The 19,737-nt window shown below is 64.1% G+C and carries 16 protein-coding genes; 10 read left to right on the top strand and 6 right to left on the bottom strand.

Translation table 11 applies throughout. From position 1 onward, the window contains the following. Positions 1-46: 46 nt before the first annotated feature. The 6 genes from ACTJKT_RS23165 to gap form a co-directional block, all read right to left on the bottom strand. Complete coding sequence (locus tag ACTJKT_RS23165) at positions 47-655, bottom strand: biliverdin-producing heme oxygenase (RefSeq protein ID WP_440788718.1); 609 nt, start codon at positions 653-655, stop codon at positions 47-49. A gap of 131 nt (positions 656-786) precedes the next feature. Beyond that, the gene (locus ACTJKT_RS23160; RefSeq protein WP_440788717.1) at positions 787-3,381 is read right to left on the bottom strand and encodes a TonB-dependent receptor; all 2,595 of its coding nucleotides are present in this window, start codon (positions 3,379-3,381) and stop codon (positions 787-789) included. A 122-nt stretch (positions 3,382-3,503) separates the two neighbouring features. Beyond that, positions 3,504-4,487, bottom strand: a complete 984-nt coding sequence (locus tag ACTJKT_RS23155) for a FecR family protein (RefSeq protein ID WP_440788716.1) — start codon at positions 4,485-4,487, stop codon at positions 3,504-3,506. Between the two features lie 103 nt (positions 4,488-4,590). Then, positions 4,591-5,109, bottom strand: coding sequence for an RNA polymerase sigma factor (locus ACTJKT_RS23150; protein ID WP_007926306.1), 519 nt, complete (start codon positions 5,107-5,109; stop codon positions 4,591-4,593). A 73-nt stretch (positions 5,110-5,182) separates the two neighbouring features. Further along, complete coding sequence (locus tag ACTJKT_RS23145; RefSeq protein ID WP_440788715.1) at positions 5,183-5,647, bottom strand: methylglyoxal synthase; 465 nt, start codon at positions 5,645-5,647, stop codon at positions 5,183-5,185. 129 nt (positions 5,648-5,776) lie between these two features. Then, positions 5,777-6,781, bottom strand: a complete 1,005-nt coding sequence (gap, locus tag ACTJKT_RS23140) for a type I glyceraldehyde-3-phosphate dehydrogenase (protein WP_440788714.1) — start codon at positions 6,779-6,781, stop codon at positions 5,777-5,779. A gap of 223 nt (positions 6,782-7,004) precedes the next feature. Between gap and edd the strand changes: the two genes are divergently transcribed. From edd to ACTJKT_RS23090, 10 genes are all read left to right on the top strand, one after another. Further along, positions 7,005-8,831, top strand: a complete 1,827-nt coding sequence (edd, locus tag ACTJKT_RS23135; RefSeq protein WP_009045235.1) for a phosphogluconate dehydratase — start codon at positions 7,005-7,007, stop codon at positions 8,829-8,831. Beyond that, the gene (locus tag ACTJKT_RS23130) at positions 8,828-9,784 is read left to right on the top strand and encodes a glucokinase (RefSeq protein ID WP_440788713.1); all 957 of its coding nucleotides are present in this window, start codon (positions 8,828-8,830) and stop codon (positions 9,782-9,784) included. The genes edd and ACTJKT_RS23130 overlap by 4 nt, the downstream gene beginning before the upstream one ends. A gap of 238 nt (positions 9,785-10,022) precedes the next feature. Further along, the gene (locus tag ACTJKT_RS23125; protein ID WP_007926317.1) at positions 10,023-10,754 is read left to right on the top strand and encodes a response regulator; all 732 of its coding nucleotides are present in this window, start codon (positions 10,023-10,025) and stop codon (positions 10,752-10,754) included. A gap of 31 nt (positions 10,755-10,785) precedes the next feature. Beyond that, on the top strand, positions 10,786-12,213 hold the full coding sequence (locus ACTJKT_RS23120) for an ATP-binding protein (protein ID WP_422121463.1): 1,428 nt from the start codon (positions 10,786-10,788) through the stop codon (positions 12,211-12,213). Between the two features lie 213 nt (positions 12,214-12,426). Further along, complete coding sequence (locus ACTJKT_RS23115; protein WP_440788712.1) at positions 12,427-13,686, top strand: D-mannose isomerase; 1,260 nt, start codon at positions 12,427-12,429, stop codon at positions 13,684-13,686. 118 nt (positions 13,687-13,804) lie between these two features. Beyond that, positions 13,805-15,112: an ABC transporter substrate-binding protein gene (locus ACTJKT_RS23110; protein ID WP_440788711.1), complete on the top strand. Its 1,308-nt coding sequence runs from the start codon at positions 13,805-13,807 to the stop codon at positions 15,110-15,112. A 164-nt stretch (positions 15,113-15,276) separates the two neighbouring features. Continuing rightward, entirely contained in the window at positions 15,277-16,185 is a 909-nt protein-coding gene (locus ACTJKT_RS23105; protein WP_008032969.1) for a carbohydrate ABC transporter permease, read from the top strand. Next, on the top strand, positions 16,178-17,023 hold the full coding sequence (locus tag ACTJKT_RS23100) for a carbohydrate ABC transporter permease (RefSeq protein ID WP_097304779.1): 846 nt from the start codon (positions 16,178-16,180) through the stop codon (positions 17,021-17,023). Before ACTJKT_RS23105 ends, ACTJKT_RS23100 begins: the two co-directional genes overlap by 8 nt. Positions 17,024-17,026: 3 nt before the next feature. Continuing rightward, the gene (locus ACTJKT_RS23095; protein WP_440788710.1) at positions 17,027-18,187 is read left to right on the top strand and encodes an ABC transporter ATP-binding protein; all 1,161 of its coding nucleotides are present in this window, start codon (positions 17,027-17,029) and stop codon (positions 18,185-18,187) included. A gap of 120 nt (positions 18,188-18,307) precedes the next feature. Further along, the gene (locus tag ACTJKT_RS23090) at positions 18,308-19,657 is read left to right on the top strand and encodes a carbohydrate porin (protein ID WP_440788709.1); all 1,350 of its coding nucleotides are present in this window, start codon (positions 18,308-18,310) and stop codon (positions 19,655-19,657) included. Positions 19,658-19,737: the final 80 nt, after the last annotated feature.

The raw sequence follows: 19,737 nt of genomic DNA, 5'->3' as shown, positions 1-19,737 counted from the left end.
TAGATTACGCGCTCATTGTAGGAGCGAGCTTGCTCGCGAAGAAATATCAGGCCAGTTCAGGTGCCGTGTCGTAGGCCTTTTCCAGCAGCAGGGTAAAGCGGTTGAAGGCATCCAGCGCGCCTTTTTCCGCCGCGGCTTCTTCTTCGGCGCTGAACGCCAGGCCGTCGAGGGTGCGGGTGAAGGATTTCCAGCCTTCGGCGCGACCGCCGGCCGGCTCGCCCAGGTGCCGGGCACCGAAGGTTTCGCTCAGGCCCAGGCCCACCGCACGCTTGATCAGGAACGCCGCGCCCAGCTTGGAGCCTTCGGAGACGAACAGCCAGCCCAGGGCTTCGGCCTTGCTCGGGTTGTGCACCGCGCCCGCCACCGGGGCCGGGACTTCGGTTTCCAGGTCCGCCAGGTCGGCCTTGGCCGCTTCGGCGCGGCAACGCTCCGCCAGGTCCGGGACTATGGCGATCAGCGCCGGGTCGTTGTAGAGGGCGACCAGTTCGGACTGGAACAGGTACTGGGCGACGACGAAACGGGCAAAGCTGCTGGCGCTTTCAAACGGCGCGTGGGCCTTGACCAGGGCGTCGAGCTTGGCATGGGGTTCGTGGGTGATCTGGTTCAGGCGCTGGGAGCGCAGGCTCGGGCGCTGTGGGGAATCCTGGGTGGTCATGACAATGTCCTTGGGAAGTGAAAATGAGAGCTTGAAATGAGAAGCACTTGCTAACTAGACGAACAAGTAGACGCGGCACAGTAAAAAATCCTCACTGCGCTCCATCGAAAAGCGCAGTGAGGTAGACCGGGTCAGATGTCCCAGATCAGGTTGACCGCGAAGTTGCGACCCGGCTGGGTCAGGCGGTCGAGGTTGGCCGGGCTGAGCACGGCGGCTTCGCCGACGCTGTCGTAGCCGCGCACGTCATCCCACAGCCAGTACTTCTTGTCGGCCAGGTTGTAGACGCCGGCGCTGAGGGTGACGTCGTCGTTGACCTTGTAGAAACCGGTCAGGTCGAGCACGCCATAGCCCGGGGTCTTGAACTGGCTGCTGGTGCCATCCGGGGTCTTGAAGCTGCTGCTGTCGACGCGGTCCTTTTTCTTGACCAGGGTCCAGCTGAGCAGGGCGCCGTAGTTGTCCTGGTCGTAGCCCAGGCCGAACACGCCGGTCAGCGGGTTGACCGCGTTCAGGGGTTCGCCGGTGTCGTTGTTGCGACCGTAGGCATAGGCCACCGAACCCTGGGTGTACAGGCCCTGCGGCGCGCCCAGGGCGTCAAGGTTGAGCCGGCCTTTGACTTCCACGCCCTTGATGGTGGCGTGCTTGATGTTGTTGCTCTGGAAGGTCAGCTCGTCGTAGCCCGGGGTCACCGCGTCTTCGTTGATGAAATCGCGGTACTTGTTATAGAACACCGCCACGTCGAAGTTGCCGGACTCGAATTTGCCGCGCAGGCCGGTTTCATAGCTCTGGCTTTTCTCCGGCTTGAGGTTCGAGTTCGGCGCCACGCGGTAACCGGTGGTGGTGTTCTCGAAGCGGCCGTACAGCGCCTTGGCGGTCGGGGTGCGGAAACCCTCGGCGTACTGGCCGTACCAGGTGTACTGGTCGGTCAGGGCGTAGGTCAGGCCGAACTTGGGCGATACCCGGTGCCAGGTCTTGTTCTCGTCGCTCACCTCACCCTGGCCATCGGCGGCCACGGTATTGAGGAACTCCTGGGTGATGTGCGGCTTGAGCTGGGTGTAGTCGTAGCGCAGGCCCGGCAGGAAGGTCCATTTGTTCCAACTGATCTGGTCCTGGGCGAACAGGCTGTAGGTGTTGATGGTCGGGTCCGGGAAGTCGCTGGACTTCTTCAGCACGTCGGCCGGGCTGATGGCGCCGACCGCCGTGCAGCCGCGGCCGACCGCCAGGCAGGTGCCGCTGCCGCTGCGCGAGCCGGTGACCTTTTCCTGTTTGATAGTGGTGCCGTAGGTCAGCAGGTGCTCGGTTTCGCCAATGGCGAAGGCCTTGTCGGCCTGGGCGTCGAAGACCCACTGCTTCTCTTCGTAGAGGGTTTCGCGGCTGCGCATGACGTTGCGGGTGAACGGGAAGTAGTTTTCCAGGGTGCTCTGGTCAGTCTTGGCGATCTGGTAGTTCAGGCTCCACTTCACGTGGTCGGCCAGCAGGCTGTCGAGGGCGAAGCGGTTGTCCAGGCCGAAGCGTTCGCGGGTGATGGTGTCGTTACCGATGCGCGAGCGGTACATGCCCAGCGGCTGGCCGGCGTTGAACGGGCCGCCCACGGCGCTCTTCTGGTTGGTGTCGCGGTCGTCCTTGTACTTCTCGTAGGTCAGGCCCAGGCGTGCGTCGTCGGCGTAGTTCCAGCCGGCCTTGGCCAGCACGTTGGTGGTGCGCACGTCTTCCGGGTTGGCGGCGGTGCGCGCCAGGCCGGTGCCGTTGTTGCTGCCGTAGGACTCGGTTTCGTGGCCGTCGCGCTGGCTGAAGTGCAGCAGGCCGTCGAACTCGCCGCTGCGTCCAGCCACAGTGGCGGACTTCAGCCAGCTGTCGTCGGCCGAGCTGTAGCCGGTCTTCAGGCGGGCGCCGACGTCTTTGCCGGGCTTGATGATGTCGTCCGGGTCGAGGGTGAAGTAGCTGACCGCGCCGCCGATGGCGTTGCTGCCGTACAGCACCGACGCCGGGCCGCGGAGGATCTCAACGCGCTTGACGATTTCCGGGTCGACGTAATTGCGCTGGGTCTTGGCATAGGGGCCGTTGAAGAAACCGTTGGGAATCTCCACGCCGTCGACCTGGGTCAGGATGCGGTCGCCGTCGATGCCGCGGATGTTGTAGCCGCTGATGCCGCCACGCTGACCGGCGCCGCCGACCGAAACGCCCGGCTCGTAGCGCACCAGTTGCTTGATGGTGTTGACGTTGTTGCGGTCCAGGTCCTGGCGGTCATGCACGGTCACGGTGCTGGGCACGCTGTCGACGTCCTGCTCCTGGCGGGTGGCGCTGATGGTCACCTGTTGCAGGTTCAGGGCGCCGCCGCTGGCGCGTTTTTCCAGAACGATGTTGTTGGCGCCCAGTTTGCGGTAGCTCAGGTTGGTGCCCATCAGCAGGCGATCCAGGGCTTTTTCCGGCGGCAGCGAGCCGCGCACGCCAGGGGAAGCGATGCCTTCGCCCAGTTCCGCCGGCAGGCCGACCTGCCAGCCGGTGACGGCGGTAAAGGCGTTCAGTGCCGACACCAGCGGTTGCTGGTCGATGGCGAAGCTGTAGTCGCCCATATTGCGCGCCGGTTGAGTGGCTGCGGTGGCGGCCATGACCGGCGCGGCCTGGGCCCCGGCCAGCAGGATGGCGGCGGTCAGCAGGGACAGCGTGCAGTTCTGCAGGCGGGCCTGGCGGGAGGATGAAGAGGACCGGCTGTTGAGGCGAGAGGACATCGATAGCGCTCCGTGTCGCACGAATCTTTATAGGTGCTGATTCGGCATCTTTAATGCGAATCAATTGCATTGGCTATAACGAGACGAACGACCGTGAGCGATCGCGTAAAAATAAATGCGTGCTAGTTGAGAATCACCAGCGAGGGGAACTCCTGCAGGCGCGCCGAGGTGATGTGAGCCAGGGAGCGGACCACGTCCAGCGGCTGGTCGAGGCGGTAGTTACCGGTGACCGCGACATCGGCCAGGCGCTCGTTGTTGTTGACGATCCAGCCCGGGTAATACCGGCGCAACTCGGCCAGCACCTGGTTCAGCGGGCAGTTCTCGAACACCAGCCGGCCCTGGACCCAGGCCAGGTCCTTGTCGAGGTCGAGCTTGGCCGGGCGGTCGAAACCCTTGGGGCCGATGCGGATGCTTTCGCCGGCCGACAGGCGCACCCGGGCATCGTCGTGGGTGGCGCGCAGGTCGACATCGCCGCGCTGCACCCGCACCTGGGCCACGCCGTCCAGGTAACGCACGGCGAAGGCGGTGTCGCGCACGCTGGCGCGTACCGGGCCGGCGTCGAGTTCCAGCGGCTGGCCGCGGCTGGCGGGGATCTCGAAGAAGGCTTCGCCCTGGTACAGGCGGGCCACGCGCTGGCGCTCGTCTATGGTGCTGGAGAAGGCCGAATTGGTGTTGAGCAGGACTTTCGAGCCGTCCTCCAGTTGCAGGCGCTGGCGCTCGCCGACCGCTGTCAGGTGATCGGCCTGCAGGCGCACTGGCAGGTTGCTGAAGCTGAACAGGCCGAGGATCAGCACCGCCGCGGTTGCCAGCGGCCGCCAGTGCGGACGCAGGCGCGACAGCAGGCTGACCTTGGGTTTTTGCCTGTCCAGGCTTTGCGCGCAGCGCACTATTTGCGGACCGTTCCAGATCGCCTGGGCTTTGTCGAAGGCTGCGCTGTGCAGGGGCGAGGCGTTCAGCCAGTCGTGGAATTGCCGGGTCTGCTCGGGGCTCGGGTTCTCCAGCAGGATCAGCCAGTCCAGGGCCTGGTCCATGGCCTGCTCCGGGGTGCAGGTGGTGGATGTTTCCCCGTCCTGGGCGGTCGGCTGGGTGCGGTGGATGTCCGTCACGGGTGTTCCTCGGCTGTGTCTGTGCACGGCTGTTTTTTAGATGGAGAGCGCAGGGCGGTCAAGGGTAGCAAAGGGCTGCGGCTGGCGCCCGCCCGGCTGGGCCTCAATGACCGTTCAAGCGCTCGGCGACGCCGATGCAGATGGCCATGATCAGCTTCAGTTCCTTTTGCACGGTGCTCTGGGAGACCTCGAGCTTCTCGGCGATCTCCAGGTAGCTGTGGCCGTGCAGGCGGCTGAGGATGAAGATCTGCTGTTGGCGCGGGCTGAGTTGGGCAAGGCTCATGTTCAGGCGTTCCAGCAACTGTTCGGCATGGGCGGCATCCTCGGCACTGCTCAGGGGCGCGGCCACGCTTTCGACCACGTCCACCGGCACGTCTTCGAGCAGGGTGCGGGCCTGGATGCGTCGCGCGCGCAGGTGGTCGAGCGCCAGGTTGCGGGCGGTCTGGAAGACGAAGGGTTCGAGGTGGTCGATGGCCCGCTCGCTCAGGGCCCGGGTCACGCGCAGGTAGGTTTCCTGCAACAGGTCCTCGGCGGTGCTGTGGTTGTTGACCATCCGCTCCAGCGTGCGCAGCAGCGAAACGCGCTGGGTGAGAAAGACGTGATTGAAGCGGGATTGGCTCACAGCAGGACCTGACTGATTTTTCCAGCAGATGATAATGCTTATCATCTACGTCGGCGGTCAAGTCCTTAGTGAATCATCGACGTCCGGAGAGGTAGGCCGGGTAGTCCGGAATCCGGTAGCTGTGCACCTGCTCCATCAGCGGGCTGCTGAGCAGGTAGTCGGCGCTGCATTCGTTGCAGGCCACGGGGATGTTCCAGACCGCCGCGACCCGTAGCAGGGCCTTGATGTCCGGGTCGTGGGGCTGGGGCTCGAAGGGGTCCCAGAAGAACACCAGCATGTCCACCCGCTGCTCGGCGATCCGCGCGCCGAGCTGCTGGTCGCCGCCCAGGGGGCCGCTGATCATGCTTTCCACCGGCAGTCCCAAGCGTTTGTGCAGCAGTTGGCCGGTGGTGCCGGTGGCCAGCAGATCGTGTTCGGCGAGCCGGTCTTTCTGCCGCTCGGCCCAGTCCAGGAGGAAAGTCTTGCAATGGTCGTGGGCCACCAGGGCGATACGCTTGCGCGCCGCCATGCTGGCCTGGGTGAAACTGATACCGATCATCGGTGGCGGCTCCGGGAAGGAGGGAATCGGCAGGAGCTGCCGAGGCTGCGATCTTTGCGCGCTTGAACCTCGAATGTGAAGATCAAAAGATCGCAGCCTGCGGCAGCTCCCGCGTCGCAGGCCGTGGGCTTACTCGGCGCTGCACAGGGCCAGGCAGTTATCCAGCATGCGGTTGGAGAAACCCCACTCGTTGTCGTACCAGGCCAGTACCTTGAGCAGCTTGCCGCCGCTGACTTTGGTGTGATTGGCGTCGAAGATCGACGACAGCGGGTTGTGGTTGAAGTCGCTGGAGACCAGCGGCAGGCTGTTGTAGCCCAGGATCTTCGAGTGCTGGCTGGCGCTCTTGAGCAGGGCGTTGACCTCCTCGGCGGTGGTGTTGCGCTTGAGCTGCACGGTCAGGTCCACCAGCGATACGTTGATCACCGGTACCCGCACCGCCATGCCGGTCAGCTTGCCGGCCAGCTCCGGCAGCACCAGGCCCACGGCTTCGGCCGCGCCGGTCTTGCTCGGGATCATGTTCTGGGTGGCCGAACGGGCGCGGTACGGATCGCTGTGGTAGACGTCGGTCAGGTTCTGGTCGTTGGTGTAGGCGTGGATGGTGGTCATCAGCCCGCTTTCGACGCCCAGCTCGCGGTTCAGCACCTGGGCCACCGGCGCCAGGCAGTTGGTGGTGCACGAAGCGTTGGAAATGATCTGGTGCGACTGGCGCAGAATGTCGTGGTTCACGCCATACACCACGGTGGCGTCGGCGCCCTTGGCCGGGGCGGAAATAATCACTTTGCGGGCGCCGGCGCTGATATGGGCGGCGGCTTTGGCACGGTCGGTGAACAGGCCGGTGCATTCGAATACGACGTCTATCTTCTCGGCGGCCCAGGGCAGTTCGGCCGGATTGCGGATGGCGCTGACCGAGATCCGGTCGCCGTTGACGGTCAGGCTTTCCTGATCGTGCTGCACCTCGGCATCGAAGGTGCCGTGGACGGTGTCGTATTTGAGCAGATGGGCATTGATCGAACTATCACCCAGATCGTTGATGGCGACGATCTGCAGATCCTGGCGATAGCCTTGGGTATAAAGTGCGCGCAGGACGTTGCGGCCGATGCGGCCAAAACCATTGATTGCGATTCGTAGAGTCATTAGAAAAGCGCCTGCCGTAGTTTTGTTGTTGGAATTACAAGATTATTCGCAAAAAAATAGAAAACAAGCCTTTTTGGTGGCAGTATTTTGTTTTATCTACAACGAGTGACCTGAATCAACTGGTCCGAATGGTCAAGAAACCCTCTGCCATCCCTTGTGCCGCGGGCGTTTTGATCAGCCTAGACAAACAGGTCGCCACATCCGTTAGCCTGGAGTTCTACCCATGCATCCCCGCGTTCTTGAGGTCACCGAACGGCTTGTCGCCCGCAGTCGCGCCACTCGCGAGGCTTACCTCGCCCTGATCCGCGGCGCCGCCAGCGATGGCCCGCAACGGGGCAAGCTGCAGTGTGCGAACTTCGCCCACGGCGTTGCCGGCTGCGGCTCGGAAGACAAGCACAGCCTGCGCATGATGAATGCCGCCAACGTGGCAATTGTTTCGTCATATAACGACATGCTCTCGGCGCACCAGCCATACGAGCACTTTCCCGAACAGATCAAGAAAGCCCTGCGCGAGATGGGCTCGGTCGGCCAATTCGCCGGCGGCACCCCCGCCATGTGCGATGGCGTGACCCAGGGCGAGGCCGGCATGGAGCTGAGCCTGCCGAGCCGCGAGGTGATCGCGCTGTCCACCGCGGTGGCCTTGTCCCACAACATGTTCGATGCCGCGCTGATGCTCGGCATCTGCGACAAGATCGTCCCGGGCCTGATGATGGGCGCGTTGCGCTTCGGTCACCTGCCGACCATCTTCGTCCCGGGCGGGCCGATGCCGTCGGGCATTTCCAACAAGGAAAAGGCCGACGTGCGCCAGCGTTACGCCGAGGGCAAGGCGACCCGCGAAGAGCTGCTGGAATCGGAGATGAAGTCCTACCACAGCCCGGGTACCTGTACTTTCTACGGCACCGCCAACACCAACCAGCTGCTGATGGAAGTCATGGGCCTGCACTTGCCGGGCGCGTCCTTCGTCAACCCTTACACGCCACTGCGCGACGCCCTGACCCATGAAGCGGCGCAGCAGGTCACCCGCCTGACCAAGCAGAGCGGCAACTTCACGCCGATCGGCGAGATCGTCGACGAGCGTTCCCTGGTCAACTCCATCGTTGCCCTGCACGCCACCGGCGGTTCGACCAACCACACCCTGCACATGCCGGCGATCGCCCAGGCCGCGGGCATCCAGTTGACCTGGCAGGACATGGCCGACCTGTCCGAGGTGGTGCCGACCCTGTCCCACGTCTATCCGAACGGCAAGGCCGACATCAACCACTTCCAGGCGGCGGGCGGCATGGCGTTCCTGATCCGCGAACTGCTGGAAGCCGGCCTGCTCCACGAAGACGTCAACACCGTGGCTGGCCGCGGCCTGAGCCGCTACACCCAGGAACCTTTCCTGGACAACGGCAAGCTGGTGTGGCGCGACGGCCCGATCGAAAGCCTCGACGAAAACATCCTGCGTCCGGTGGCCCGTGCGTTCTCGCCGGAAGGCGGCCTGCGGGTGATGGAAGGCAACCTCGGTCGCGGGGTGATGAAAGTCTCCGCCGTGGCGCTGCAGCACCAGATCGTCGAAGCGCCGGCGGTGGTGTTCCAGGACCAGCAGGACCTGGCCGATGCGTTCAAGGCCGGCGAGCTGGAAAAGGACTTCGTGGCGGTGATGCGCTTCCAGGGCCCGCGTTCCAACGGCATGCCGGAACTGCACAAGATGACGCCGTTCCTTGGTGTGTTGCAGGACCGTGGCTTCAAGGTCGCGCTGGTCACCGACGGGCGCATGTCCGGGGCCTCGGGCAAGATCCCGGCGGCGATCCACGTCAGCCCGGAAGCCCAGGTCGGCGGTGCGCTGGCGCGGGTGCGCGATGGCGACATCATTCGTGTGGATGGCGTAAAGGGCACGCTGGAGCTTAAGGTAGACGCCGATGAATTCGCCGCCCGCGAGCCGGCCAAGGGCCTGCTGGGTAACAACGTCGGCAGCGGCCGCGAATTGTTCGGTTTCATGCGCATGGCCTTCAGCTCGGCGGAGCAGGGCGCCAGCGCCTTTACCTCTGCCCTGGAGAACCTTAAGTGAAGTTAGCGCTGGTCGGTGACATTGGTGGAACCAATGCGCGTTTTGCGTTGTGGAAAGACCAGCGCCTGGAGTCGATCCAGGTGCTGGCGACGGCGGACCACGCCAGCCCGGAAGAGGCCATTGGCATTTACCTGAGCGGCCTCGGCCTGGCGCCGGGTTCGATCGGCGCGGTGTGCCTGTCGGTGGCCGGCCCGGTGGGCGGCGACGAATTTCGTTTTACCAACAACCACTGGCGCCTGAGCCGCAAGGCTTTCTGCCAGACCCTGCAGGTCGACGAGCTGCTGCTGGTCAATGACTTCTCGGCCATGGCCCTGGGCATGACCCGCCTGCAGCCCGGCGAGTTCCGGGTGGTCTGCGAAGGCACTGCCGAGCCGCTGCGCCCGGCGGTGGTGATCGGGCCGGGCACCGGCCTGGGCGTCGGCACGCTGCTGGACCTGGGCCAAGGCCGCTGGGCCGCCTTGCCGGGCGAGGGCGGGCATGTCGACCTGCCGTTGAGCAGCCCGCGGGAAACCCAGTTGTGGCAGCACATCTACAGCGAGATCGGTCACGTCAGCGCCGAGACCGCGCTCAGCGGCGGCGGTTTGCCCCGGGTGTACCGGGCGATCTGCGCGGTGGACGGGCATGAGCCGCTGCTCGATACCCCGGAAGCCATCACCGCCGCGGGCCTGGCCGGCGACCCCATCGCCCTGGAAGTGCTCGAGCAGTTCTGCTGCTGGCTGGGCCGGGTGGCGGGCAACAACGTGCTGACCACTGGCGGGCGCGGTGGCGTGTACATCGTCGGCGGGGTGATCCCGCGGTTCGCCGACTTTTTCGTCGAAAGCGGTTTCGCCCGTTGTTTTGCCGACAAGGGCTGCATGAGCGATTACTTCAAGGGCATTCCGGTGTGGCTGGTGACGGCGCCATACTCGGGCCTGACCGGTGCCGGGGTGGCGCTGGAACAGGCGTTTGCCTGATCCAGTTCTACCTCTGTAGCCGCTGCCGAGCCTGCGAGGCTGCGATCGAGGACGAAGTCCTCGCGAAACCTGAGCACACGACTTGCCAGGAAGAACTGGTCGCCTGGTTTACGCCCGCTTCGTCGGAATGCCGCCCAGATCGATCGCAGCCTCGCGGGCTCGGCAGCGGCTACAGCTACGTTTTGTTGATCGGTAAGGCATAATTCGGCCCCATTCATAACAACAAAGGACGGCCCGCGTGAGTTCAGTCAGTAAGTCGATCTTGTTGGTTGATGACGATCAGGAAATCCGCGAGCTGCTGGAGACCTACCTCAGTCGCGCCGGCTTCCAGGTCCGCAGCACGCCCAACGGCGCCGGCTTTCGCCAGGCGCTGAACGAGGCGCCGAGCGACCTGGTGATTCTCGACGTGATGCTGCCGGACGAAGACGGCTTCAGTCTGTGCCGCTGGATCCGCCAGCACCCGCGGGTCGGCCAGGTGCCGATCATCATGCTCACCGCCAGCTCCGACGAAGCCGACCGGGTCATCGGCCTGGAGCTGGGTGCCGACGACTATCTGGGCAAGCCCTTCAGTCCCCGGGAATTGCAGGCGCGGATCAAGGCCCTGTTGCGCCGCGCGCAGTTCGGCCAGGAACGGGCCGGCGGCGAGGTGCTGTGCTTCGACGAATGGCGCCTGGACATGGTCAGCCACCGGCTGTTCCACAACGACGGCGAGGAAGTGATCCTCTCCGGCGCCGACTTCGCCCTGCTCAAGCTGTTCCTCGATCACCCCCAGGAAATCCTCGACCGCGACACCATCGGCAATGCCACCCGCGGGCGTGAACTGATGCCCCTGGACCGCATCGTCGACATGGCGGTCAGCCGCCTGCGCCAGCGCCTGCGCGACACCGAGAAGCCGCCGCGGCTGATCCGTACCGTGCGCGGCAGCGGTTACCAATTGGCGGCCAATGTGGTTGCCGGCAATGCTCACTGAGTTTGCGCGCAAGCTGCTGGCGCGGGTGCCGGTGCCGCGTTCGCTGCTGGGCCGGATGCTGCTGCTGACGCTACTGGTGGTGCTGTTCGCCCAGGCCTTGTCCAGCGTGATCTGGGTTTCCCAACTGCGCGCCACCCAGCTCGAAGGCCTGGTCACCAGCGCCCGCAGCCTGGCCCATTCGATGACCGCCAGCGTCAGCTACTTTCGTTCGCTGCCGGTGGCGTACCGGCCGCTGGTGCTCGACCAGTTGCGCAGCATGGGCGGCACCCGTTTTGTCGTGACCCTCAACGACAAGCCGCTGGGCATGGAAGTGCTGCCGATCACGCCACGCAAGCAGGCGGTGCTCAAGGCGGTGGAGGAAGTGCTGCGCCAGTCCCTGGGCAACGACGCCTATATCTCGGTGACCTTCGTCAGCCCCGAGGACCTGCGGATTTTCAATGGCGGCCTGAAGCTCGATGAGTTACCGCGCTCCTGGGCCCACTACGCCCTGACCCTGGAACCGGTGAACCCGCCAGTGCTGGTCACCCAGATCCAGATGGCGCCGGGGGAGTGGTTGTACATCGCCTCGCTGTTGCCCGAGCCCTACACCAGCCTCGAAGAGCAGGGGCTGCCGGCGCAGCAGGTGTGGTTCATCGTGCTCACCAGCGGTTTCCTGCTGCTGTTCATCGGTCTGCTGGTGCATTGGCAGAGCCGGCCGCTCAAGCGCCTGGCACGGGCCGCGCGAGACATGTCCCTGGGCGCCGATGTGCAGCCGGTGGCCGAAGGCGGTGGCAGCGAGGTGGTGGAAGTCGGCCGGGCCTTCAATGCCATGCGCGAGCGCATCAGCCGTTACCTCACCGAGCGCAGCCAGCTGTTCAGTGCGATTTCCCACGACCTGCGCACGCCCATCACCCGCCTGCGGCTGCGGGTCGAGCTGCTGGAAGACGAGCAGTTGCAAAGCAAGTTCGGCCGCGACCTGGATGAGTTGGAGTTGCTGGTCAAGGGCGCGCTGCAATGCGTCAAGGACACCGACATCCACGAGAACATCGAGCCGGTGGACCTCAACCAGGTGCTCGACTGCCTGGTGGAACCCTACCTGGCGCCCAACGGCAACGGCCGCGTGACCCAGCAGGGGCGGGCGCTGGCGCCTTATCCGGGCAAGCCCCTGGCGCTCAAGCGCTGCATGGGCAACCTGATCGACAACGCGTTGAAGTACGGGCAGAACGCCCACCTGCACATCGACGACGATGCCAACGCGTTCATCCTGCATGTCGACGACGAAGGCCCGGGCGTGCCGGAGCAGCGCCTGGAGCAGGTGTTCGAGCCGCACTTCCGCCTGTCCGGCCAGCAGCAGGGCTACGGCCTGGGCCTGGGCATCGCGCGCAACATCGCCCACAGCCATGGCGGCGAGGTGAGCCTGCAGAACCTGCGCGAAGGCGGTTTGCGCGTGACCCTGTACCTGCCCCGCCCCGTGGACTGACGCCCCTGTAGGAGCGAGCGGGCGGCGATCCGACTTGCCCGCGAAGCGTCGTACCTGACACGACGCGTTGTCCTTCATCGCGAGCAAGCTTCGCTCCTACGGAATCAAGTTGTTTGTCACGGCCTGGTGACATTTCCTGTGACCTTCGTTACCTGCCTGCGCGAACCCGTTGTTTAGACTCAAGGCCCTGATAAGAACAACAACAGATCCGCCATGAAGAGTATTCCCCTGGCGTTCAGCAGCTGGCTGAACGCTCCTGCCCATCATCACTGGCTGGCCGCCGAGGGCCAGCGCCTGCTGGCATTCGCCAGCGCAGCCCGGTTGCCCGAAGGCTTCGGCGACCTGGACGAGCGCGGGCGCCTGCCGAGCGGTGCCCGGGCCGGCACCATGAACACCGCGCGCATGACCCACAGTTTCGCCATGGCCCATATCCAGGGCATTCCCGGCTACGCCGCGCTGGTGGACCACGGCATCGCCGCGCTCAACGGCGCGCTGCGCGATGGCGAGTATGGCGGTTGGTTCGCCGCCCCCGGGCATGCCGACGGCAACAGCGGCAAGGCGGCCTACCTGCATGCCTTCGTCGCCCTGGCGGCGAGTTCCGCGGTGGTGGCCGCGCGCCCCGGCGCCGAGGCCTTGCTGGCGGAGGCGATCCGGGTCATCGAGGCGCATTTCTGGAGCGAGGAGGAGGGCGCGATGCGCGAGTCCTTCAACCGCGACTGGAGCTGCGAGGAGGCTTATCGCGGCGCCAACAGCAACATGCACGCCACCGAGGCTTTCCTCGCCCTGGCCGATGTCACCCAGGACCCGCGCTGGCTCAACCGCGCCCTGCACATTGTCGAGCGGGTCATCCACCAACATGCCGCCGCTGGCGATTACCGAGTGATTGAGCATTTCGACCGGCAGTGGCAGCCGTTGCCGGATTACAACCAGGAGCATCCGGCCGACGGTTTTCGCCCCTATGGCACCACCCCCGGGCACGCTTTCGAGTGGGCCCGCCTGTTGCTGCACCTCGAAGCCGCGCGCTGCCAGGCCGGCATGCTCAGCCCCGGCTGGCTGCTGCTGGATGCCCAGAGACTCTTCGAAAACGCCTGCGGTGATGCCTGGGACGTCGATGGCGCGCCGGGCATCGTCTACACCCTGGACTGGCAGCAGCGCCCCGTGGTGCGCCAGCGCCTGCACTGGACCCACGCCGAAGCCGCGGCGGCGGCCAGCGCCTTGCTGCAGCGCACCGGAGACCAACAGTACGAAACCTGGTATCGGCGCTTCTGGGAGTTTACTGCCCAGCACTTCATCGATCCGCTGCACGGCAGCTGGCATCACGAACTGGACAGCAACAACAGGCCCAGCGCCGAGATCTGGGCCGGCAAACCGGACCTGTATCACGCCTGGCAGGCGGTGCTGATTCCGCGCCTGCCTTTGGCGCCGAGCATGGCGTCGGCCTTGGCCGAAGTGTCTAGACTGCAGGTTATGTAACCATGTGGTGACATTCGCGCATCCCTTCGTTACCTGCGCGGGTGGGCCCCCTGTTTAGAATCCTATGCAGCGCAAGCACCAGACTTGCATGCATAACAACAAGAAAGGTACACCTCAGATGAATGCGATTTCTCGTCTAGCTGCTGTCATTTCCGTTGCCTCGTTGTTTCCCCTCAGTGCATTCCCTCTCGTTTCCGTTGCCGCCGACGCCAAAGGTTCGGTGGAAGTCGTCCACTGGTGGACTTCCGGCGGTGAAAAGGCTGCGGTTGATGTGCTCAAGGCCCAGGTCGAAAAAGACGGTTTCACCTGGAAAGACGGCGCAGTCGCCGGCGGTGGCGGTGCCACGGCCATGACCGTGCTGAAAAGCCGCGCCGTTTCCGGCAACCCGCCGGGCGTGGCCCAGATCAAGGGCCCGGACATCCAGGAGTGGGGCAGCACCGGCCTGCTCAGCACCGACGCCCTGAAAGACGTGGCCAAGTCGGAAAACTGGGACGGCCTGCTCTCCAAGAAAGTCTCCGACACCGTGAAGTACGAAGGTGACTATGTCGCCGTGCCGGTGAACATCCACCGCGTCAACTGGCTGTGGATCAACCCGGAAGTCTTCAAGAAGGCCGGGATCGACAAGGCCCCGACCACCCTCGAAGAATTCTATGCCGCCGGCGACAAGCTCAAGGCCGCCGGTTTCATCGCCCTGGCCCACGGCGGCCAGCCATGGCAGGACAGCACCGTGTTCGAAGACGTGGTGCTCTCGGTCATGGGCGCCGATGGCTACAAGAAAGCCCTGGTCGACCTGGACCAGAAAACCCTCGCCGGCCCGGAGATGACCAAGGCCTTCACCGAGTTGAAGAAAGTCACCAGCTACATGGATCAGAACCGCGCCGGGCGTGACTGGAACATCGCCGCCGCCGACGTCATCAACGGCAAGGCCGGCATGCAGATGATGGGCGACTGGGCCAAGAGCGAGTGGACCGCGGCGAAGAAAATCGCCGGCAAGGACTACCAGTGCGTGGCCTTCCCGGGCACCGACAAAGCCTTCACCTACAACATCGACTCCCTGGCGGTGTTCAAGCTCAAGGCCGATCGCAAGGGCGATATCGCCGCCCAGCAGGACCTGGCCAAGGTTGCCCTGGGCAAGGACTTCCAGAAGGTCTTCAGCATCAACAAGGGTTCGATCCCGGTGCGCACCGACATGCTCAACGACATGGCCGCACAGGGCTTCGATTCCTGCGCCCAGGCGTCGGCCAGGGACTTCCTGGCTGACGACAAGACCGGCGGCCTGCAACCGAGCATGGCGCACAACATGGCCACCTCCCTGGCCGTGCAGGGCGCGATCTTCGATGTGGTGACCAACTTCATGAACGACAAGGACGCGGACCCGGCCAAGGCCAGTGCGCAGCTGGCATCGGCCGTCAAGGCCGCCCAGTAAGGTCCGGTGCCGCAGGCTCGCCTGCGGCTGTTCCTGAGAGCGCTCTTCCCCTGCAGGAGCGAGGCTTGCCCGCGAAAGCGTCGTACCTGACACGACGCGTGATCGTTCATCGCGAGCAAGCTTCGCTCCTACAGATACTCACTCCTTCAAACTGGATTATCCCGATGAGCTCTGTGGCGGTTTTCAGCAAAGCCTCACCGTTCGACGCGCTGCAGCGCTGGCTCCCCAAGTTGGTCCTGGCGCCAAGCATGCTGATCGTCCTGGTCGGTTTTTACGGTTACATCATCTGGACGTTCATTCTGTCCTTCACCAATTCCAGCTTCATGCCGAGCTACAAGTGGGTCGGCCTGCAGCAATACATGCGCCTGATGGACAACGACCGCTGGTGGGTGGCGAGCAAGAACCTGGCGCTGTTCGGCGGCATGTTCATCGGCATCAGCCTGGTGCTGGGCGTGTTCCTGGCGGTGCTGCTGGACCAGCGCATCCGCAAGGAAGGCTTTATCCGCACCGTCTATCTGTACCCGATGGCGTTGTCGATGATCGTCACCGGTACCGCCTGGAAATGGCTGCTCAACCCTGGTCTGGGCCTGGACAAGATGCTGCGTGACTGGGGCTGGGAAGGCTTCCGCCTGGACTGGCTGGTGGATCAGGATCGCGTGGTGTACTGCCTGGTGATCGCCGCGGTGTGGCAGGCCTCGGGCTTTGTCATGGCGATGTTCCTCGCCGGCTTGCGCGGCGTCGACCAGTCGATCATCCGCGCCGCCCAGGTCGATGGCGCGAGCCTGCCGACCATCTACCTGAAGATCGTCCTGCCGAGCCTGCGCCCGGTGTTCTTCAGTGCCTTCATGATCCTCGCGCACATCGCGATCAAGAGCTTCGACCTGGTGGCGGCGATGACCGCTGGCGGCCCTGGCTACTCGTCCGACCTGCCGGCGATGTTCATGTATTCCTTCACCTTCAGCCGCGGGCAGATGGGCATAGGTTCGGCCAGCGCCATGCTGATGCTGGGTGCCGTGCTGACCATCCTGGTGCCGTACCTGTACTCCGAACTGCGAGGCAAACGCCATGACTAACCAGCTCGGAAAACCTGCGCTGAACTTCAGCCGCATCGCCATCTACGCCACCCTGCTGCTGGCGGCGGCGGTGTACCTGGTGCCGCTGGTGGTGATGCTGCTGACCAGCTTCAAGACCCCGGAAGACATCCGCACCGGCAACCTGCTGAGCTGGCCGGCCGTGATCGACGGCATCGGCTGGATCAAGGCCTGGGACGCGGTGGGTGGCTACTTCTGGAACTCGGTGAAGATCACTGTGCCGGCGGTGGTCATCTCGACTTTCATCGGCGCCATCAACGGCTACGTGCTGTCGATGTGGCGCTTCCGCGGTTCGCAGCTGTTCTTCGGCCTGCTGCTGTTCGGTTGCTTCCTGCCGTTCCAGACCGTGCTGCTGCCGGCGTCCTTCACCCTCGGCAAGTTCGGCCTGGCCAACACCACCAGCGGCCTGGTGCTGGTGCACGTGGTCTACGGCCTGGCGTTCACCACGCTGTTCTTCCGCAACTACTACGTGAGCATCCCGGACGCCCTGGTCAAGGCCGCGCGCCTGGACGGCGCGGGCTTCTTCACCATCTTCGGCAAGATCCTGCTGCCGATGTCGGTGCCGATCATCATGGTCTGCCTGATCTGGCAGTTCACCCAGATCTGGAACGATTTCCTGTTCGGCGTGGTGTTCGCCAGCGGCGATGCGCAACCGATCACCGTGGCCTTGAACAACCTGGTCAACACCAGCACCGGGACCAAGGAATACAACGTTGATATGGCGGCGGCGATGATCGCCGGGCTGCCGACACTGCTGGTCTACATATTCGCTGGCAAGTATTTCCTGCGTGGGCTGACGTCCGGCGCGGTCAAGGGGTAAAAGATGGCAACTCTCGAATTACGCAACGTCAACAAGACCTACGGTACTGGCCTGCCGGATACCCTGAAGAACATCGAACTGAAGATCGATGACGGTGAGTTCCTGATTCTCGTGGGGCCCTCGGGCTGCGGTAAATCCACCCTGATGAACTGCATCGCCGGCCTGGAAAACATCAGCGGCGGGGCGATCCTGGTGGACGATGCCGACATCAGTGGCATGAGCCCGAAAGACCGCGACATCGCCATGGTGTTCCAGTCCTACGCGCTGTACCCGACCATGAGCGTGCGCGACAACATCGCCTTCGGCCTGAAGATCCGCAAGATGCCGACCGCCGAGATCGACGAGGAAGTGGCGCGGGTGGCCAAGCTGCTGCAGATCGAACACCTGCTCAGTCGCAAGCCCGGCCAGCTGTCCGGCGGCCAGCAACAGCGCGTGGCCATGGGCCGGGCCCTGGCGCGGCGGCCGAAGATCTACCTGTTCGACGAACCGCTGTCCAACCTCGACGCCAAGCTGCGGGTCGAGATGCGCACCGAAATGAAACTGATGCACCAGCGCCTGAAGACCACCACGGTCTACGTCACCCACGACCAGATCGAAGCCATGACCCTGGGCGACAAGGTGGCGGTGATGAAGGACGGCATCATCCAGCAGTTCGGTACCCCGAAACAGATCTACAACGATCCGGCCAACCTGTTCGTGGCCAGCTTCATCGGCTCGCCGCCGATGAACTTCATCCCCCTGCGCCTGCAGCGCAAGGAAGGTCGCCTGCTGGCCCTGCTGGACAGCGGCCAGGCCCGTTGCGAGCTGCCCCTGGGCATGCAGGACGCCGGCCTGGAAGACCGTGAAGTGATCCTCGGCATCCGTCCGGAGCAGATCGGCCTGGCGAACGGCGAGGGCAACGGCCTGCCGACCCTGCGCGCCGAGGTCCAGGTCACCGAGCCGACCGGTCCCGACACCCTGGTGTTCGTCAACCTCAACGGCACCAAGGTCTGCTGCCGCCTGGCGCCGGATGTGGCGCCGCAGGTCGGCGAAACCCTGACCCTGCAATTCGATCCGGCCAAGGTCCTGCTGTTCGATGCCAAGAGTGGCGAGCGCCTGGGTGTTGCGGCCCCTGCGCAGAGCGAAGCCCATGCCAGCAACGTCGCGCAGTTCAAGGGGCGTTGAGGCCGGCGTTGTTGCAGCAAGCTGTACCGAATGCGCGGCGGATGGCCTGTCATCCGTCGCATCAGGTGTAAACCGCGTTAGAGAAAAACAGTTAATAACAATAAAGACGAGGATGTAGGGATGAAAAAGAAGAGCACCAATGCACGCTTGATCTGCCAGTTGTCAGCGATTGCGGCAATGACCCTGGCCGGTAGCGCGCACGCTGACGAAGCGTTCAGCGCCGATTCGAAATGGATGACCGGCGACTGGGGTGGCGAGCGGACCAAGCTGCTCGAGAAGGGGATCGACATCAAGGCCGATTACGTTGGTGAGATGGGCGCCAACCTGCACGGCGGCTACAACGACGACAAGACCGGGCGCTACAGCGACCAGTTCGGCCTGGGCGTGGCGCTGGACCTGGAAAAGCTCTGGGGCTGGGATAACACCCAGGCGAAGATCCAGCTGACCAACCGTAACGGCCAGAACATCTCCAACGACCGTATCGGCGACCCGCGTGCCGGCACCCTGAGTTCCTCCCAGGAAGTCTACGGTCGTGGCCACATGGTGCGTCTGACCCAATTGTGGATTCAGCACCAGTTCCTCGACGGCAAGCTCGACGTCAAGGCCGGTTACTTCGGCGAAGGCGAAGACTTCAACACCTTCCCCTGCGACTTCCAGAACCTGGCGTTCTGCGGCTCCCAGGTGGGCAACTGGGCAACCAACATCTGGTACAACTGGCCGGTCAGCCAGGCGGCGCTGCGGGTGAAGTACCACATCACGCCTGAGCTGTATGCGCAGATCGGCGCGTACAACCAGAACCCGTCGCAACTGGAACACGGCAACGGCTTCAAGCTCAGCGGCAGTGGTACCAAGGGCACCGTGCTGCCGGTCGAGCTGGTCTGGTCGCCGAAGGTCAACAACCTGCCGGGCGAGTACCGCGTCGGTTACTACAAGAGCACGGCCGATGCCAGCGACGTGCGCGAGGACGTCAATGGCCAGGACGCCGCCGTCACCGGTGACAGCTATCGCGTGCACAGCAGCAAGCACGGCTACTGGTTCGTCGGGCAGCAGCAACTCACCACCCACAACGGCGATGCGACCCGCGGTCTGAATATCGCGGCCAACGCCACCTTCCACGACAAGGACACCAACTTCATCGACAACTACCAGTCGCTGATGCTCGTGTACAAGGGCCCGTTCGACGCACGTCCCAAGGATGACGTCGGCATCGGTTTCGCCCGTATCCATGTCAACGACGACGTGAAGAAAAACGCCCAGTTGCTCAATGACACCAACGGCGTCAGCAACTACGACGATCCGCTGTTCTCGCCGCTGCGCGAGACTGAGTACAACTACGAAATCAACTACGGCTTCCATGTCACCAACTGGCTGACCGTGCGTCCCAACCTGCAGTACATCACCCATCCAGGCGGTGTGGATGAAGTCGACAACGCCCTGGTGGCCGGCCTGAAAATTCAGTCGGTGTTCTAAGGTCTGTACGAAAAGTCGGCGAGCGAAGGTCAGGCAAGGCAAAAACAGGCGAGGAAGCGGAGTGTAGGGGCCTACATGAG

The sequence above is a fragment of the Pseudomonas sp. 22526 genome, from assembly GCF_052044735.1.
GTDB lineage: Bacteria > Pseudomonadota > Gammaproteobacteria > Pseudomonadales > Pseudomonadaceae > Aquipseudomonas > Aquipseudomonas piscium.
The sequence above is the reverse complement of the archived record's forward strand: the minus strand, read 5'-3'. Positions and strand labels throughout refer to the sequence as shown.

What these genes read in the sequence shown, in the direction of transcription:
- ACTJKT_RS23105 (WP_008032969.1), top strand. Translation starts at nt 15,277, where the DNA reads ATGAGCTCTGTGGCGGTTTTCAGCAAAGCCTCACCGTTCGACGCGCTG.
- ACTJKT_RS23145 (WP_440788715.1), bottom strand. Translation starts at nt 5,647, where the DNA reads ATGATCGGTATCAGTTTCACCCAGGCCAGCATGGCGGCGCGCAAGCGT.
- ACTJKT_RS23090 (WP_440788709.1), top strand. Translation starts at nt 18,308, where the DNA reads ATGAAAAAGAAGAGCACCAATGCACGCTTGATCTGCCAGTTGTCAGCG.
- ACTJKT_RS23100 (WP_097304779.1), top strand. Translation starts at nt 16,178, where the DNA reads ATGACTAACCAGCTCGGAAAACCTGCGCTGAACTTCAGCCGCATCGCC.
- gap (WP_440788714.1), bottom strand. Translation starts at nt 6,781, where the DNA reads ATGACTCTACGAATCGCAATCAATGGTTTTGGCCGCATCGGCCGCAAC.
- ACTJKT_RS23110 (WP_440788711.1), top strand. Translation starts at nt 13,805, where the DNA reads ATGAATGCGATTTCTCGTCTAGCTGCTGTCATTTCCGTTGCCTCGTTG.
- ACTJKT_RS23165 (WP_440788718.1), bottom strand. Translation starts at nt 655, where the DNA reads ATGACCACCCAGGATTCCCCACAGCGCCCGAGCCTGCGCTCCCAGCGC.
- ACTJKT_RS23115 (WP_440788712.1), top strand. Translation starts at nt 12,427, where the DNA reads ATGAAGAGTATTCCCCTGGCGTTCAGCAGCTGGCTGAACGCTCCTGCC.
- ACTJKT_RS23160 (WP_440788717.1), bottom strand. Translation starts at nt 3,381, where the DNA reads ATGTCCTCTCGCCTCAACAGCCGGTCCTCTTCATCCTCCCGCCAGGCC.
- ACTJKT_RS23095 (WP_440788710.1), top strand. Translation starts at nt 17,027, where the DNA reads ATGGCAACTCTCGAATTACGCAACGTCAACAAGACCTACGGTACTGGC.
- edd (WP_009045235.1), top strand. Translation starts at nt 7,005, where the DNA reads ATGCATCCCCGCGTTCTTGAGGTCACCGAACGGCTTGTCGCCCGCAGT.